This is a genomic window from Solihabitans fulvus, assembly GCF_008386585.1.
GTDB classification, from domain to species: Bacteria; Actinomycetota; Actinomycetes; order Mycobacteriales; family Pseudonocardiaceae; genus Solihabitans; species Solihabitans fulvus.
The window spans coordinates 1-15,528 of sequence record NZ_VUOB01000081.1 but is presented as its reverse complement, the minus strand read 5'-3'; the positions used below and the strand labels follow the sequence as shown (position 1 = coordinate 15,528).

At 70.4% G+C, this 15,528-nt stretch carries 15 protein-coding genes and 1 pseudogene; 8 read left to right on the top strand and 8 right to left on the bottom strand.

What is annotated here, in order from left to right:
• Window position 1 precedes the first annotated feature (1 nt).
• From F0L68_RS37445 to F0L68_RS37425, 5 genes are all read right to left on the bottom strand, one after another.
• A complete protein-coding gene (locus tag F0L68_RS37445; RefSeq protein ID WP_149854652.1) occupies window positions 2-1,069 on the bottom strand; it encodes a caspase, EACC1-associated type in 1,068 nt (355 codons plus the stop codon).
• Entirely contained in the window at window positions 1,066-1,443 is a 378-nt protein-coding gene (locus F0L68_RS37440) for an effector-associated constant component EACC1 (RefSeq protein WP_149854651.1), read from the bottom strand. Before F0L68_RS37440 ends, F0L68_RS37445 begins: the two co-directional genes overlap by 4 nt.
• Window positions 1,444-1,459: 16 nt before the next feature.
• Window positions 1,460-2,626, bottom strand: coding sequence for a hypothetical protein (locus F0L68_RS37435; protein WP_149854650.1), 1,167 nt, complete (start codon window positions 2,624-2,626; stop codon window positions 1,460-1,462).
• Window positions 2,623-3,492 (bottom strand): adhesin, encoded by an 870-nt coding sequence (locus F0L68_RS37430; RefSeq protein WP_149854649.1) that lies wholly within the window; start codon window positions 3,490-3,492, stop codon window positions 2,623-2,625. Before F0L68_RS37430 ends, F0L68_RS37435 begins: the two co-directional genes overlap by 4 nt.
• A gap of 238 nt (window positions 3,493-3,730) precedes the next feature.
• On the bottom strand, window positions 3,731-5,119 hold the full coding sequence (locus tag F0L68_RS37425) for an FAD-binding oxidoreductase (RefSeq protein WP_149854648.1): 1,389 nt from the start codon (window positions 5,117-5,119) through the stop codon (window positions 3,731-3,733).
• Between the two features lie 147 nt (window positions 5,120-5,266).
• On the opposite strand from F0L68_RS37425, the gene F0L68_RS37420 reads away from it, so the two are divergent.
• Together F0L68_RS37420 and F0L68_RS37415 are read left to right on the top strand one after the other, a co-directional pair.
• Window positions 5,267-5,833, top strand: a complete 567-nt coding sequence (locus F0L68_RS37420; RefSeq protein ID WP_223199488.1) for a MarR family winged helix-turn-helix transcriptional regulator — start codon at window positions 5,267-5,269, stop codon at window positions 5,831-5,833.
• A complete protein-coding gene (locus tag F0L68_RS37415) occupies window positions 5,830-7,491 on the top strand; it encodes an MDR family MFS transporter (protein ID WP_149854647.1) in 1,662 nt (553 codons plus the stop codon). The genes F0L68_RS37420 and F0L68_RS37415 overlap by 4 nt, the downstream gene beginning before the upstream one ends.
• Window positions 7,492-7,540: 49 nt before the next feature.
• Here the strand turns inward: F0L68_RS37415 and F0L68_RS37410 are convergent, their stop codons facing one another.
• Window positions 7,541-7,900 carry a VOC family protein gene (locus F0L68_RS37410; RefSeq protein WP_149854646.1) on the bottom strand — a complete coding sequence of 120 codons (360 nt, stop codon included), beginning with the start codon at window positions 7,898-7,900 and terminating at the stop codon, window positions 7,541-7,543.
• A 235-nt stretch (window positions 7,901-8,135) separates the two neighbouring features.
• On the opposite strand from F0L68_RS37410, the gene F0L68_RS37405 reads away from it, so the two are divergent.
• Together F0L68_RS37405 and F0L68_RS37400 are read left to right on the top strand one after the other, a co-directional pair.
• Complete coding sequence (locus F0L68_RS37405) at window positions 8,136-8,780, top strand: DedA family protein (RefSeq protein WP_149854667.1); 645 nt, start codon at window positions 8,136-8,138, stop codon at window positions 8,778-8,780.
• 84 nt (window positions 8,781-8,864) lie between these two features.
• Window positions 8,865-9,308 (top strand): MarR family winged helix-turn-helix transcriptional regulator, encoded by a 444-nt coding sequence (locus F0L68_RS37400; protein ID WP_149854645.1) that lies wholly within the window; start codon window positions 8,865-8,867, stop codon window positions 9,306-9,308.
• 8 nt (window positions 9,309-9,316) lie between these two features.
• On the opposite strand, the gene F0L68_RS37395 is transcribed toward F0L68_RS37400, so the two are convergent.
• Complete coding sequence (locus F0L68_RS37395; protein WP_149854644.1) at window positions 9,317-10,423, bottom strand: FAD-binding oxidoreductase; 1,107 nt, start codon at window positions 10,421-10,423, stop codon at window positions 9,317-9,319.
• A 403-nt stretch (window positions 10,424-10,826) separates the two neighbouring features.
• Here F0L68_RS37395 and F0L68_RS37390 point away from each other — a divergent pair, with 403 nt between their 5' ends.
• The 4 genes from F0L68_RS37390 to F0L68_RS37375 all read left to right on the top strand — a co-directional run bounded on the left by F0L68_RS37390 (window position 10,827) and on the right by F0L68_RS37375 (window position 15,093).
• Window positions 10,827-11,540 carry a pyridoxamine 5'-phosphate oxidase family protein gene (locus F0L68_RS37390; RefSeq protein WP_438672349.1) on the top strand — a complete coding sequence of 238 codons (714 nt, stop codon included), beginning with the start codon at window positions 10,827-10,829 and terminating at the stop codon, window positions 11,538-11,540.
• 82 nt (window positions 11,541-11,622) lie between these two features.
• On the top strand, window positions 11,623-12,084 hold the full coding sequence (locus F0L68_RS37385) for a MarR family winged helix-turn-helix transcriptional regulator (RefSeq protein ID WP_223199487.1): 462 nt from the start codon (window positions 11,623-11,625) through the stop codon (window positions 12,082-12,084).
• A gap of 415 nt (window positions 12,085-12,499) precedes the next feature.
• Window positions 12,500-12,988: a MarR family winged helix-turn-helix transcriptional regulator gene (locus F0L68_RS37380; protein ID WP_188317040.1), complete on the top strand. Its 489-nt coding sequence runs from the start codon at window positions 12,500-12,502 to the stop codon at window positions 12,986-12,988.
• Between the two features lie 68 nt (window positions 12,989-13,056).
• A complete protein-coding gene (locus tag F0L68_RS37375) occupies window positions 13,057-15,093 on the top strand; it encodes an MDR family MFS transporter (RefSeq protein WP_149854664.1) in 2,037 nt (678 codons plus the stop codon).
• Between the two features lie 92 nt (window positions 15,094-15,185).
• Here F0L68_RS37375 and F0L68_RS37370 read toward each other — a convergent pair.
• Window positions 15,186-15,431, bottom strand: a pseudogene (locus tag F0L68_RS37370) (DUF6010 family protein); the annotation flags it as partial.
• Between the last annotated feature and the right edge of the window lie 97 nt (window positions 15,432-15,528).

The following is a 15,528-nucleotide window of genomic DNA, read 5'->3' as shown; positions in this document are numbered from 1 at the left end:
GTCACGGCATCCCCGCGTCGACGGTCCTCGTGCGCCAGAAGTCGCGGCTCAGCGTCGCCCGGTCCAGTGCCGGCTCGTCGTTTGGGCGCGTGGCCGTCAGCTCCGCGATGAGCTCGTCGAGCAGCGCCGTGGCCGTCGACGGCGCGCCGGCCGAGCCGACGGACGACGCGTACAGGTGCCGGTAGACGACCGTGTCGGGGTCGCCCGCCGGCAGGACCTCGGTCGCGTCGGCCACGATCTCGCCGAGCAGGTCCCGCGTCCTGGCGTACTGCCGTGTCCTGCCAAGCGCCTGCGCGAACCTCGACCTGGCCAGCAGCCCGCTCCTGCTGCGGGCCGTGCCGTGCGCGACGTTGCGGGCGATGGCGAGGTCGCCGGTCGAGTTGACCGCGCACTGGGTCGGCCTCGGCAGCCCCTCGGCGGCCAGCACGACGGCGAGGCGCCGGTACACCGAGGCGAGGTCGAGGTGTTCCGCGCCGTCCGCGATCCCGTTGTCGAGCAGCCGCACCAGCTCCCTGGTGAAGTCGGTGACGCGCGCGCCCTGGGCGAACCTGGCCCGCTCGACGCGGTCGGTCGCGGCGAGGACGTGCGTGTCGGCCGTCCCAGCGGTGTCCACGGCGAGGCCGGCGAAGCAGCAGTCCAAGATCACCACGCGGTGCCGCGCGCGGACGCCGCCGAGCGCCTGGAGCACCGCGTCGAACGGCAGCGAGGTGCGCGCCGCGCGGTCGGGCCGGTCGACCGAGTGCGGCAGCGCGAGGCAGAGCTGCTGCCGCTCGTGCTGCCCAGCGCCGAGGACGCCGTGCCCCGCGTAGTAGAACAGCAGCAGGTCAAGCGGCCGGGCCGCGCCGTGGTCGAGCCGTTCGAGGATGACGGCCGGGTCGCTCTCGTCGACGATCCGCGTCACCCGGGCGGGGTCGACGACGCCAGCCGGGCCCGTGATGGCGTCGTGCAGGTCGGTGATGTTGTTGGCCACGCAGCGCATCGGGGGCAGGCCCTCGGTGTAGGTGGCGGTGCCGACCAGCACGGCGGCCGAGTTGGATCGCCTCGGCACGACGATCGGCGCGGCCGTCATTCGAGTTCCTCGTCCCGGTCCTCGTCGAGGAACCGGGCGATGTCCCCGAACAGGCGCTGGGCGTCCGCGCCGTTCGCCGCGTCGAACTCGACGGTCGTCCCGGCCTGGTCAGACCTGACGATCCGCACCCTGGTCCGCCGCTGCTTGGCCCGCTCGGTGAGCCAGGTGAAGAACGGGCGCGCCAACGGGACCGCCGCGGCCAGCACGAGCACGGCGTCCGCCGCGCCGCCCTGCTCCCCCGGCTCCGGTGGTGCCATTCGCAGTTCGGCCGCGCCGCGCAGGTCGCCGCTGCTGTTGAGCCAGTGCGCCAGGCTCCGCGCGTCGCCGTCCCGCGCGTCGCGGTCGCCGAGGAACTCGAAGGTGAACTCGTCCACTGGGTCTCCCCTGTCGTCACAGGTCGGGCAGGCCGGGATCGCCGCCGGCGGCGTGCGTCGGCCGCCGGTCCGCCGGGTCCGGCCGGGCGGGGGTCCGGAACAGCGGCTCGCGGCGGGGCACCTCGTAGGGGAACCGGAACGCCGACGCGGCCTCGCCGGTGTCCACCAGGTCGGCGAGGACGCCCTCTGGGTGCGCGAGGAAGTCGGCCGGCACGCCCTGTCGATAGGTCTCGACGAGCGGGTCGTGGTTGAGGGTCGTGAGGTTGCGCCACGCGGTGTCGGACTCGGCGGCCACCGGCCGGCACACGACGGCGCCGCCGGGCGCGCCCGCCGAGTCGGCGGAGACCCGGTCGGCGACCAGCTGGGCCAGGTCGGCCGAGACGGGACCGTCGGCGGCCAGCGCGATCCGCATCCGGTACAGCGATCCGGTGTACCGCCTGGCCGCGTCGAGGTACAGCGGCCCGGCCAACGCCGCGAACGGCTCTGGCGGCAGCACCGAGCTCCACACGGGACCGTTCGTCCCCGCGGCGGACAGCCTGGCGTACTCCTGCGCCAGCCAGCCGACGCGGGCCGCGAACTCGGGGCCCGCCACGTGCGGGGTCAGCCCGACGCTGAGCACGGTCGGCCTCGGCTGCCCGGCCAGGCTCCGCCACACGGGTTCCCAGGACGCGCCGGCGACCGCCAGCGGCGAGACCGCAACCCCGACCCGCAGCTGGGTGTCCGCCCTGCGGAACTGCCCGCAGGACAGGCGTTTGCGCACCACGGCCGCGCCGTCCGCGCCCGTCGCCGGGGGCGCGAGCCAGGCCACCAGGTCCTCGTGCCGGACCAGCGGCGCGGCGTGCACATGCGGCGGCAGCACGCCGAGCCGCTCGCGCACGGTCAGCGCCGTGTCGACGGCCGCGCGCTGGTCCCCGGCGAACACCCTGGCGAGCAGGGCGCAGGACAGCAGTCGCGTCTCCGGGTCGGCGCGGTAGCGGATCTCCAGGTTGAGCACGTTGGCGGCGTCCCACATCGTCGCCAGCCACACCTTCTCCAGCGCGGCGGTGTCGATTCGCCGTTCCTGTTCCGTGGTCCCCGGCCAGCTGCCCGTCTCGCCGACCGTCGACGCTGGCGTCAGCTCCAGCCCGAACCAGGCCCACGCGCCGGCCGCGCCCGGCTGGACGAGCACGCCGTGCGCGGTCACTGCTGAGCGGGGAACTGCGGCTGCTGCCCTTGCGCGCGCAGCGCGTCGGGGACCGGGGCGGACAGCCCGGCCCCGTTCTGCACCGGGTTCTGCACCGGCGGCATCCCGTTCGGGTAGCCGAAGCTGGCGGCGACCTCGCGCTGCTCGATGGCCACGAACAGCCCCTCCCGGCAGGCCGCGTGCACCGCCTCGCGCATGGCCCTCGGCCGCTCCGTCCGAAGCATGATCCTGTCGGGATCCGTCCGCCCGAACGCGGAGAGCAGGATGTCCACGATGAACTGCCAGACGAGCTGGTAGCCCCTGCGGGAACGCCACATGGTCCAGCCGAGGTAAAGGCTGGTGCCGTAAGGGAAAACCGACACGTACGCCAGGTAGCTGCCCTCGCTGAGCACCATGCGGTTGCTCACCTCGTTGGCGCCGAACCCGGTGCGGATTCGGCGCGACCCGTGCGCGAGGGGAATCCTGCGGTGCAGCAACGCCCCGGAGATCTGGCTGTACACGGATTCCGCGCTGTCCTGCCGGTCGGCGAGCAGCACGCGCCATTCCGCGATGGGTTCCTGCGCCTTCGTGCACAACACGATCACCCAGAACGCCGCGACGGAACCGATCGAGCCGAGGATACTCAGCCCGGCCGCGCCCTCCAGGCTGCCGCCGATTTCGAGCAGCAGCGAAAGGACAGCGAAGACGAACAACACCACGAACGCGACGAAAAGGCCCCGCAGCCACAGGCTCAGCATGAACCGCCAGCTGACGGAGTCGTCGAGCGAGGTCTCCACCTCGCGGTGGCGCAGGGTTTTGTCGAGGTACGCGGCGTCGCCGTTGCCGCCCTGCCAACCCGGCAGCCGCATGGAATCTCCGCTGATCACGAAGCCCTCCCGTTCGAATGACGCCGAAACCCTGTCAGCTCGGGTATTTCGTCATCCGCGAACTTCGCCGACCGGCGAACCTCGATCCAGGCGAATTGCGGTGACACTCCCGGCGACACGGGATCTTCGCGCAGATTCCCGCACCCACGCCTCTCCGCACGAATCCATTCACGCAAATGGACCAACGCCGATTCCCCGACATTGTGGAATCGGCATTGTCGGCCGAGATCGGTCGAGATCAGTCGAGCGAGAACATCGAGCCGGGATTGAACAGGTTCGCCGGATCGAGCGCCGCCTTGATCGCGCGGTGCGCGCGCAGGCCGACCGGCCCGATCTCCCGCGCCAGCCACTCCCGCTTGACCTTGCCGACGCCGTGCTCGCCGGTGATCGTGCCGCCCATGCCGAGCGCCAGCGCCAGGATCTCGTCGAACGCCCGGTGCGCGCGGGCGAACTCGTCCGCCGAGGACGGGTCGTAGACGATCGTCGGGTGCATGTTGCCGTCGCCGGCGTGGCCGACGACGGCGATCCGCAGGCCGCACTCTTCGCTGATCCGCGCGCACCCCGTCAGCAGCTCGGCGATCCTCGTCCTTGGCACGCAGACGTCGTCGGTCAGCCAGGAGCCGTAGACCTCCAGCGCGGTCAGCACGACCCGCCGCGCGGCGAGCAGCAGCTGCCCCTCGGCCAGGTCCTCGGTGGTGTGCACGAGGTCGGCGCCGGAGTCCCGGCAGACCTGCTCGATGGCGGCCAGCTCGCGCCGCGCGACCTCGCCGCCGGAGTCCGACTGGCAGATCAGCAACGCGGCACAGCCTGCCTCCGCGCCGAGCGAGGTGTTCAGGTGCTGCTCGACGGCGCTGATCGAGGTGGCGTCCATGATCTCCATCAGGGACGGCACGATGCCCTCGCGCACGACGCGGCTGACCGCGGCGCCTGCCGCCGCCGTCGCGCCGAACGCGGCGACCAGCGTCGAGGGGGCCTGCGGCAGCGGGCGCAGCGCGAGGGTGGCCCTGGTGATCACGCCGAGGGTGCCCTCGCTGCCGATAAACAGCTTGGTGAGGTCGTAGCCTGCGACGCCCTTGACGGTGCGCCGCCCGGTGCGCAGCAGCTCGCCGTCGGCGAGCACGACGTCGAGGCCGAGCACGGAGTCGGTGGTGACGCCGTACTTCACGCAGCACAGCCCGCCCGCGTTGGTGGCGAGGTTGCCGCCGATGGTGCACCAGTCGTAGCTGGAGGGGTCCGGCGGATAGAACAGGCCGTGCTTCTCGACGGCGTGCCGCAGGTCGAGGTTGACCACGCCGGGCTGCACCACGGCGAGCCGGTTGTCGGCGTCCACCTCGATGATCTCGTTGAGCTTGGTCAGCACGAGCACGACGCAGCCGTCCACGGCGTTGGCCGCGCCGGACAGGCCGCTGCCGGCGCCGCGCGGCACGATCGGCACGCCGGCCGCCGCGCACGCCCTGACCACGGCCTGCACCTGCGCGGTGTCGGCGGGCAGGACGACGGCGAGCGGGGCGCCGTGCGGCGCGAGCGGCATCATGTCGTGCCGGTAGCTCGCGGTGACGTCGGGGTCGGTGAGCACGCTGCCCCGGCCGAGCTCATCCCGTAGCCGCGTCAGCAGGGCGTCGGTCATGTTTTCACGCTAGTCGCCGGGACGGTCGCCGTCCGCTGCGCCGAGGGATGTCGTGTCCTGCGCCGAACGGCGGATCCGCGCACACTGACCCCGTGCGGGACGCGATACATGGTTGTACTATCCAACTAATTGTGTGCGCTAAATAAGATGCTCAGACTGAGAGATCCCATGTCCGATCCCGTCGCACCACAGGACGCACGGCAGCGCGCAGCACAGGACGCGCCGCACCTGGACACCGCGGACGAGCTCGGTTTCCAGCTGGTCCGGTTCATCCGGCTGGTCGGCCGGGCCAGCGCACAGTTCACCACCGCACAGAAGGGCGGCATCGAGCGAGCCAGCTACGCCCTGCTGGCCCACCTGGTGCTGGACGGTCCGCAGCGGACCACGGCGCTGGCCGAGGCGGTGCACTCCGACACCTCGACGGTCAGCCGACAGAGCGGCGCGCTCGTCCAGCACGGGCTGGTCGAGCGGCGCGCCGACCCCGACGACGGGCGGGCCTGCCTGCTCGCGGCGACCGAGCGGGGCACGCGCGTGTTCGAGCACAACCGACGCGAGCGCAACCGGCACATCGCGCGCCTGACCGACCACTGGCCCGACGAGGACCGCCGCACCCTCGTCACGCTGCTCGACCGCTTCAACTCCGACTGCGAGACCTACCGGCCCGACCTGGTCGACACGCCACGGGCAGTTCACGAACAAGGGGAAACCCCATGACGCACTCCGCCGAAGCGGCCAAGGCGCAGGCCCCGGCCGCCGCCCTGACCCACCGGCAGATCCTGGTCATCATGAGCGGGCTGCTGCTCGGCATGTTCCTGGCCGCGCTCGACCAGACGATCGTCGGCACCGCGATCCGGACCATCGCCGACGACCTGCACGGGCTGAACCTCCAGGCGTGGGCCACCACCGCGTACCTGATCACGTCCACGATCAGCACGCCGATCTACGGCAAGCTGTCGGACATCTACGGCCGACGGCCGTTCTTCCTCGCCGCGATCTCGATCTTCCTGATCGGCTCGCTTGCCTGCACGTTCTCCGAGTCGATGTACCAGCTCGCCGCGTTCCGGGCGTTGCAGGGCCTCGGCGCCGGCGGCCTGATGTCGCTGGCGTTCACGATCATCGCGGACCTCGTGCCGCCGCGTGAGCGGGCCAAGTACCAGGGCTACTTCCTCGCCGTGTTCGGCACGTCCAGCGTGCTCGGCCCGGTGCTCGGCGGCTTCCTCGCCGGCCAGAGCTCCATCCTTGGCATCGCGGGCTGGCGCTGGGTGTTCCTCGTCAACGTGCCGATCGGCGCGGTCGCCCTGTTCGTGGTCGCCAAGGTGCTGCACACCCCGCACCAGCGCCGCGACCACCGGATCGACTGGTGGGGCGCGCTGTTCCTGACGGTCGGCCTGGTGCCGCTGCTGATCATCGCCGAGCAGGGCAGGGAGTGGGGCTGGGGCTCCGGCCGCGCGATCCTCTGCTTCGTCGTCGGCGCCGTCGGCATCGTCGCGTTCGTCTACGTCGAGCGGCTGATGAAGGACGAGGCGCTGATCCCGTTGCGGCTGTTCAACTCCTCGACGTTCACCATGGTCATCATCGCCGGCTTCATCGTCGGCGTCGGCATGTTCGGCGGCATCTCGATGGTGCCGCAGTACCTCCAGATCGTGCAGGGGCAGAGCCCGACCAAGGCCGGCCTGATGATGGTGCCGATGATGCTCGGCATCATGATCGCCTCGATCGGCTCCGGGCAGATCACCTCGAAGACCGGGCGCTACAAGATGTTCCCGATCATCGGCTCGGTGTTGATGTTCGTCGGACTGGTGCTGTTCCACTCGGTCGGCGTGGACACCCCGCTGTGGCACCCGATGGTCTTCATGCTGGTCTTCGGGCTCGGCCTTGGCTGCTGCATGCAGACGCTGACCATCGCGGCGCAGAACGCGGTGCCGTCCCGCGACCTCGGCGTGGCCACCGCGTCGGCCACCTTCTTCCGCCAGATGGGCGGCACGGTCGGCGTCGCGGTGTTCCTGTCCATCCTGTTCAGCACGGTCGGCGACAAGATCAAGAACGCCTTCGACGCTGCACGAACCTCGCCCGAGTTCATGGCCGCGGTCAGCGACCCCGCCGTGCGGCAGAACCCCGTCAACAAGCCGTTCTTCGACATCCTCCAGAGCGGCGGCGGCGCGGGCAGCGTGTTGCAGGACTCGTCGTTCCTCCAGCGGATCGACCCGAGGCTGGCCCGGCCGTTCTTCGTCGGCTTCTCCGAGTCGATCGACATGGTGTTCCTGGTCGGCGCCGGGGTGATGGTGCTGGCGTTCGTGGTGGTGTGGTTCATCAAGGAGATCCCGCTGCGCGCGAACACGCCGTCCCAGGAGGCGGCGCTGACCGAACTATGACGTCCCGGGGGTGGGCCAGGAAAGGCCCGTGGCCCACCCCGGACACCGCCTACGACTTCAGGCAGATGCAGAACGGGTGGCCCGAGGGGTCGGTGAGCACCGTCCACCGGTCGCCGCCCGGCTGGAACTCCGGCTTGGCCGCGCCGAGCTCCAGGCAGCGCGCCTCGGCCTCGGCCAGGTCGCCGACATGGAAGTCCAGGTGGAACTGCTTGCCGGCGTCCGGCCACTGCGGCGCGCGGTAGCCCTCCACGCGGCCGAAGCCGACGGCCGTGGTGCCGTCGCTGATCATCGCGTAGTCGCGCTCGCTGTGCGTGACGTCCCAACCGAGCACCTGGTGGTAGAAGGCCGCGAGGACCTCCGGGTCGGCGGCGTCGATGTTGACCATGGCGAGAGTGGCGAGTGCGGTCATGACGAAGTGGCGCCTTTCCTCGACGGCCGGGCGGCTCCCTGCCGTTGCTGTCCACCACGATGCCCTCAGTACCTGACATCCTCTGTCAGCTATCCGGCGACTGCTTCGCCTTCGCCGAGCCGTCAACCAAAGGTCGCCACAGCGACACCCGGCTCCCACGTACGCTTCTGGCGTGCTGCCCCTGTCCGCCTCGACGCTGGTGCTCGACCACGCGAACCGCACGTCGGTCGAGTCGATGGCCTTCAACCCACTGGAGACCGCCGGTCCCCTGATGGTGTGGGTCATCACGCTGAGCTTCGTCTTCGCCGAGTGCGCGTTCGTCTTCGGCCTGTTCCTGCCAGGCGACTCACTGTTGTTCACCGCGGGTGTCGTGCTGGCCCAGCACCACAACGAGGGACACGCCTGGCTGCTGTCCGCGGTCGCGATGGTGGTCGCGGTGGCCGGCAACATGATCGGGTACTACATCGGCCGCAGCACCGGCACCCGGTTGCTGGCGCGCAAGGGCGGCCGGGTGCTCAACCGGCAGAACCTGGACAAGGCGCGGGACTTCCTCGACCGCAAGGGCTTCGCGGCGGTGGTGCTGGCGCGCTGGATCCCGTGGGTCCGCACGCTGGCCCCGATGATCGCCGGCGCCGCGCGGATGGACGTGCGCCGGTACCTGCTGGCGACCTCGCTCGGCGCGCTGGCCTGGGTGCCGACGCTGGTGCTGCTCGGCTACTACGGCGCGGGGCTGCTCAACGTGTTCCCGTGGCTTGAGACGACCGCGCTGGTCGTCAGCATCGCGTTCTTCGTGCTCGGCACGGCCTACGGGGTGTGGCGCTACCGTCAGGAGATGCGCCGCCCGGTCGATGACAGCGAGCCGATCCAGGCGATGGACTGACTCAGCACGCCTCCCGGACAAAGTCATTTAATGTTAAATTAAAGGCTTCACAGTGCAACACGGCTGTCCGGTGCGAGGTGGCTCATGACGGAACCGCGGTGGCTCAACGAGGACGAACAGCAGGTCTGGCGCTCGCTGGTGCTCGGCAGCGCCCGACTGCTCGAGAACGTCGACCGCCATCTGCGTAACACGCACGACCTCACGCTGGCTGAGTACGAGGTGCTCGTCCGGCTGTCCGAGGCGCCGGAACGGCGGGTGCGGATGGCGGCGCTCGCCGAGAGCGCGAGCCACTCCCGCAGCCGCCTGTCGCACACCGTCGGCAGGCTGGAACGGGACGGGCTGGTGCGCAGGGAGAGCTGCCCCGGCGACAAGCGCGGGGTGTTCGCCGTGCTCACCGACGACGGCATGCGCAAGCTGGCCACCGCCGCCGTCGACCACGTCACCGAGGTGCGCAGGCTGGTCTTCGACCCGGCCGACTTCGCCGACCTGACCGCCGCGGCCAGGGCCCTGGGCAGCCTCCCGAACTAACCCCACCCTCAGTCGAGAGTGAACGGGTCGTACTTGATCCGATCAAGCGGAGTACCGGCCACCAGCATGCGGGAGACCGTCGACCGGATCATCGCGGGCGAGCCGCACACCAGCACGTCCCGCTCGGACCACGCGCCGTAGCGGGTCACCACGTCGGCCAGCGTGCCGTGCTCGACGCCGCGCGCACCAGGATCGGTCTCCAGCACCGGGACGACCGTGAGCCAGGGGTTGCTCATCGCGACCCGCTGAAGGTTGTCCAGCGCGTAGAGGTCCTTGCGGGTCCGGCCGCCGACGAACAGGTGCACCCTGGGGTTGTCGCCCCAGCGGGACAGCTCGTCGATGATCGCGCTCATCGGCGCGACACCGGTGCCGCCGGACACCATCAGCACGTCCCTGGTGGACTTCTTCCTGTCCACCCCGAGCCGGCCCATCGGCGGGCCGATCCGCCAGGTGTCGCCCGGCTGGGTGTGCCCGACGATCGAGCGGCTGACCCAGCCGCCCTCCACCGCGCGGATGTGGAACTCGATGACGCCGTCCTCGCGGGGGGCGTTGGCCGGCGAGAAGTACCGCCACAGCCGTTGCCGCTGCGGCGTCTCCACGCTGAGGTACTGGCCGGCGCGGTAGGTGACCGGGTGGTCGGGCTGCACGCGCACCACGGCGAGGTCCCAGGTGACGCGCTGGTGCTCGAGCACCGTGGCGTGCCAGTAGGCGGGGCCCTCGTCGGCGGCGGCCGCGTCCTGCATCGACCTGGCCATGATCGTGTAAGCCTCGGCCCAGGCCATCTCCACCTGGGGCGTCCAGTGCTCGCCAGCGTGCTTCTTGACCGCGGCGAGCAGGGCGGTGCCGACGGCCTCGTAGTGGCTGGCCACCACGCCGAACTTGCGGTGGTCGCGGCCGAGCTGGCGGAGGAACGGGATCAGGTCGTCCGGGCGGTCCACCATCTGCACCACGTGCACGAGGGCGCGCAGCAGGCGGCTGCGCTGCACCTCCATGTTGATCGGGAACATCTCCCGGGTGGCTGGTGCGAGGCTGAACAGCATGCCGTAGAAGAACCGCGCCACGTCCTCGGCGCGCGGCTCCACGACCGCGAAGCTCTCCCGGATGAGCCGCACCATGGCGGTCACTCCGGGTGGTGGCTCTCGATGGGGGGGACTCGGGATGGGGCTAAGCACGGCGTTCGCAGTCATGGTTCGGGTGCAGTCTCCACGTTCTCCGAGGCGCCAGCAAGGCGCTACGTCGTCGTCAAGCATCCATCCCCCGACGAGGGGACAGTAGCCCGTCAACGAGCTATTTGGCTCCTTGATGCCACCTTCGAGTGCAGTCTGGTCACGTTGTGTCGCCAGCGGCTCCGGCTAACGGGCGAACCTACTCGGTCAGATGTACCTTGATCGCCGCTTGCATGACACGGTGATGCGCGTGCTCCCCGATCTCCTCCCCCCGACCGGCACCGCCAGCCCCGACTTGTTGTTGCTCGAGCTCTCTGATTCTCCGGAGTGGACCCCCACCGCGCCAGACCCGGTGACAGATCCTCCCGAGGACGACGTTACCCAGGTGCTGAGCCCGGTCGACCCGGAATCCCCGGATGACCCGCTCGCCGACCCGGACGACCTGGCCGGCCGGCCGGGATCGCGGGGCGAGCATCTGCTCCAGTGCGCCTACGGCACACAGGAGCGGGCCACCCGCTTCTACAACGACCAGGTGCTCGACCACCTGAACCAGGAGATGTCGGACTTCGTCGGCCGGATGGACATGGCCTTCGTGGCGACCTCCGACGCCGACGGCGAGTGCGACGCGTCGCTGCGCGCGGGCCCGCCGGGGTTCATCCAGGTCCTCGGCGAGCGGGCGATCGCCTACCCCGAGTACCGGGGCAACGGCGTGCTGGCCAGCCTCGGCAACATCAGCGAGAACCCGCACGTCGGCGTGCTGATGGTCGACTTCGTGACGGACGTGATCGGCCTGCACGTCAACGGCCGCGCGCGGATCGTCGAGGACGAGGCGCTGCGCGTCGAGCACCCCGAGCTGCCGACGGACTTCGACAGGGGTCGCACGCCGGAGCGCTGGGTCGTCGTCGACGTGCATGAGGCCTACATCCACTGCCGCAAGCACATCCCGAGGATGGCCCCGGTGGCCAGGGAGCGGACCTGGGGCACCGACGACACCAAGCGCAAGGGCGGCGACTTCTTCGCCGCCAAGGGCATGCCGAGGCCGTGGCATCAGCCAGAGAACGCGTGACCGGTGTCACCACGGCACCCAGCGCGGCAACGCGTCGACGCGTTATGTAGACAGTGCGCGTGATCGACGAAGGGATGTCCCGGTGACCGACGGCGATGGCGACGCGGAGCGGGAGCATCGGCGCGCGGCGGCCATGGCCGTCGAGCGCGAGCTGTCGGTGCTGTTCAGCCGTGCCCGCAGCCTGTCGATGTCGCTGGCCGCCCAGGTGCACCCCGGCCTGGACGCCGCGTCGTACGCGCTGCTGCTGCACGTGGCCGACGTAGGCTCGGCGCGGGCAGCCGAGGTGGTCGACCGCACCGGCCTGGACAAGTCGACGATCAGCCGCCAGCTGGCCAGGCTGGTCGAGCTGGGCCTGGTCGAGCGGGCCCAGGACACCTCAGACGGCCGAGCCAGAATCGTGCGCCTCACCGAAGACGGCGAGCACCGCCTAGACCAGGTCAGAACCGAACGCCGCAAAAAACTGCGACGGAAGCTGACCACCTGGTCAACCGACGACCTACACACCCTCTCAACCGTCCTAAGCAGACTAAACGAGGACCTCTAACCCCCACCTATCCACAACCCACCCAGTTACCCACAGCCCGCCCCACACCACCCGCCCGCACGGCCACCGGTGGCTACGCTGGCCAAGGGCACGCCCCCAGGGTGGGTGGGGTATTTCCACAGGTGGGCGGCCACATTTTGGCGCCAGCACGCCCCACGCCCCGCACCCACACACCGCTTTTCCACCTCGTGACGGTGCGGGGTGTGCGNNNNGGCCCAATAAACACAGGTAGTCCAGAAACCGGGCAGGGAGCGAAGCGAGTCGCCGGCCGGGGCGTCCTCGCCTGCCACACGGCCCCCAGCGCCCCCACCTCTCCAACGGCCCGGGTGCCCCACATGTGACCTACACCCAACAAGGTTGCATTGGCCAACTATCTTTCTTATGGTTGTAGACAGCAACTAATAGGGAGATGGTCATGGGCCCCAGCACGGAGAGCTGCGTCGACCTGCTTCGCAACCTGCGCACCCTGTTCCAGCTCAAGCACGCGATGACCATGCGTGTGTGGCCTGAGGAGCAGGGCCTGCACCCGGCGGCGATCGCGCTGCTGGCCGAGCTGGTCCACCGCGGCGAGTGCCGGGTGTCCGAACTCGCGCAGCACCGCGTCGTCGACGCCTCCGTGGTCAGCCGCCAGATCGCCCAGCTCGAACGGGCCGGCCTGGTCGAACGACGCCCCGCGCCGCACGACGGCAGGGTCGCCCTGCTCTCGGCCACCGACGCCGGCGTCGAGCTGCTCGACCAGTGGCGACGGTCCCAGGTCGAGTTCATGCAGGAGGCCCTCGGCGGCTGGAGCGACACCGACGTCCGCGACCTCGCGGCCAGGTGCGGTTCGTTCACCGAGGCCCTGCGCAAGGCGCTGCGACCCTCTCCCGCCGACGCGGTCTGCACCACAGGAGGAGCACGATGACAACGACGGTCGAGGCGCCACCGGCGCAGCACCTCGCGAGGCACGAGGCCGTCCCCGTCCAGAAGCCGATGAGCCACCGGGAGATCCTGGAGGCGCTGTCCGGCCTGCTGCTCGCCCTGCTGGTCGCGATCCTCAGCTCGACGATCGTCTCCAACGCCCTGCCGACCATCCTGGCCGACCTCAAGGGCACCCAGACGCAGTACACCTGGGTGATCACGGCGACCCTGCTCGCCTCGACGGCGACGACGCCGATCTGGGGCAAGCTGGCCGACCTGTTCAACAAGAAGCTGCTCTACCAGATCAGCATCGTGATCTTCGTGCTCGGCTCGGCGCTGGCCGGCCTCGCCCAGAACATGGGCGAGCTGATCGCGGCGCGCGCCGTGCAGGGCCTCGGCATGGGCGGCGTACAGGCGCTCGCGCAGGTCATCATCGGCGCGATGGTCGCGCCGCGCGAACGCGGCCGCTACAGCGGCTACATGGGCGCGGTGATGGCCGTCGCCACGGTCGGCGGCCCGATCATCGGCGGCCTGATCGTGGACTCCTCGCTCGGCTGGCGCTGGTGCTTCTACGTGTGCGTGCCGCTCGCCGTCGTCGCGCTGGTCGTGCTCGCCAAGACGCTGCACCTGCCGACGGTCTGTCGCCCGGTGAAGATCGACTACTTCGGCGCGGTGCTGATCCCCGGCGGCGTCAGCCTGCTGCTGTTCTGGGTTTCCTTCGCCGGCAAGAACTTCGCCTGGGTGTCCTGGTCGAGCGCGGTCTACGTCGGCGGCGCGCTGCTGGTGTTCGCGCTGGCGATCTTCGCCGAGACGCGGGCCAGCTCGCCCATCGTGCCGCTGCGGCTGTTCCGCAACCGGACGATGACCCTCGCGGTGCTCGGCAGCATCGGCGTCGGCACGGCGATGTTCGGCAGCTCGGTGTTCCTCGGCCAGTACTACCAGCTGGCCAGGGGCTACTCGCCGACGCACGCCGGCCTGATGACCCTGCCGATGGTGTTCGGCCTGCTGGTCTCCTCGACCGTGTCCGGCCAGCTGATCAGCCGCTACGGCAAGTGGAAGGGCTTCCTGGTCGGCGGCTCGGTGTCGCTGGTGGCGGGTCTCGGCCTGCTCGGCACGATCGACCACCAGACCAACCTGGTGCTGATGGGCGGCTACCTCGTGCTGCTCGGCGTCGGCCTCGGCCTGACCATGCAGAACCTGGTGCTGTCGGTGCAGAACGGCGTCGGCCTGGCCGACCTCGGCGCGGCCAGTTCCACGGTGACGTTCTTCCGCTCGCTCGGCGGCACCATGGGCGTGTCGGTGCTCGGCGCGGTGCTGGCCACCCAGGTCGGCAGCAAGATCGCGACCGGGATCGCCGCGCTGCACCTGCCGCCGGGGGCGCGCGCGTCGGGCGGCGGAACGCTCGACATCAAGCACCTGCCCGCCCCGATCCAGGCGATCGTCCGGGCCGCCTACGGCGACGCGATGAGCGAGCTGTTCCTCATCGCGGCCGCGATCGCGCTGGTCACCGTCGTCGCCGTGCTGTTCATCAAGGAGGTGCCGCTGCGCACCTCGCTGGACAGCTCCACGGAGATCACCCAGACGGCGGCTGGCGTCGAGCCGGTTGACCAGGGGTCCAGTGTTCCTGTGGATACGGACCTGCGGATTGTGGACAACCCCCCTCCCGCTGTGGACAACCCGCTGCTGCATGTGGGTGATCATGAGGACGCGGTGGACAGCGAGCGGTGGCGCTACGAGAAGGTCAGGGCGCAGCTGTCCGAGCTGACCCTCGCGGTGCAGGAGGCAGGCGACGGGCTCAACCGACAGGCGCGGCACCTGCGCGTCGGGCTGGACCAGCTCGGCGAGGACACCGTCAACGTGGCCCGCACCGAGGCCGACCAGATCCTGGCCAGGGCGAGGGCGGAGGCCGCCGAGGTGGTGCGCGAGGCGCGGGCGGAGGCAGGCCACCTGGTCAGCGCGGCGCGCATGGAGTCCGCGATGACCGGCAGGAAGATCGCCGAACTGCGGCAGCTGGAGTCAAAGCTGCTCCGCTCGATCGCCGAGGCCACCGAGTACCAGCAGGCCGGCCGCGCCGGGTACGGCACCAGGACCCCGGTAGCCGGCAACTAAGCTGCCCCCGCCTGCGGAAACACACCTTTTTCCGCAGGCGGGTTGGCAGCGCTACGCGGTACCCACCCAACGCGACGCGGAACCGCCCGACGCTACGCGGAACCCACCCGACCCGACACGAGCCGGGCGCGCACCGAAGCGAGCCCGGCGCGCAGCGAGGTCAGCAGCGGCCGACCACCGGTCAGCGCCCAGATCGCGATCACCGGATCGCAGATGGCGCAGCCGAACGAGGAGTGCGGCACGAACGGCAGGATCGGGTGGCCCCTGAGATGGTGGACGACGTCCCAGGCGGTGTGCATCAGCCAGCCGATCCCGACGAACGTCCACGACTCTAGCCCCAAGGCGGGGAAGTTTGGCGTTTGTGGTGGTTGTCAAGGGTCTGCCGGGGTGAGGATGTCGATACCGATGGTCGCCTTGTAGCTGGTCCGGTCGTTG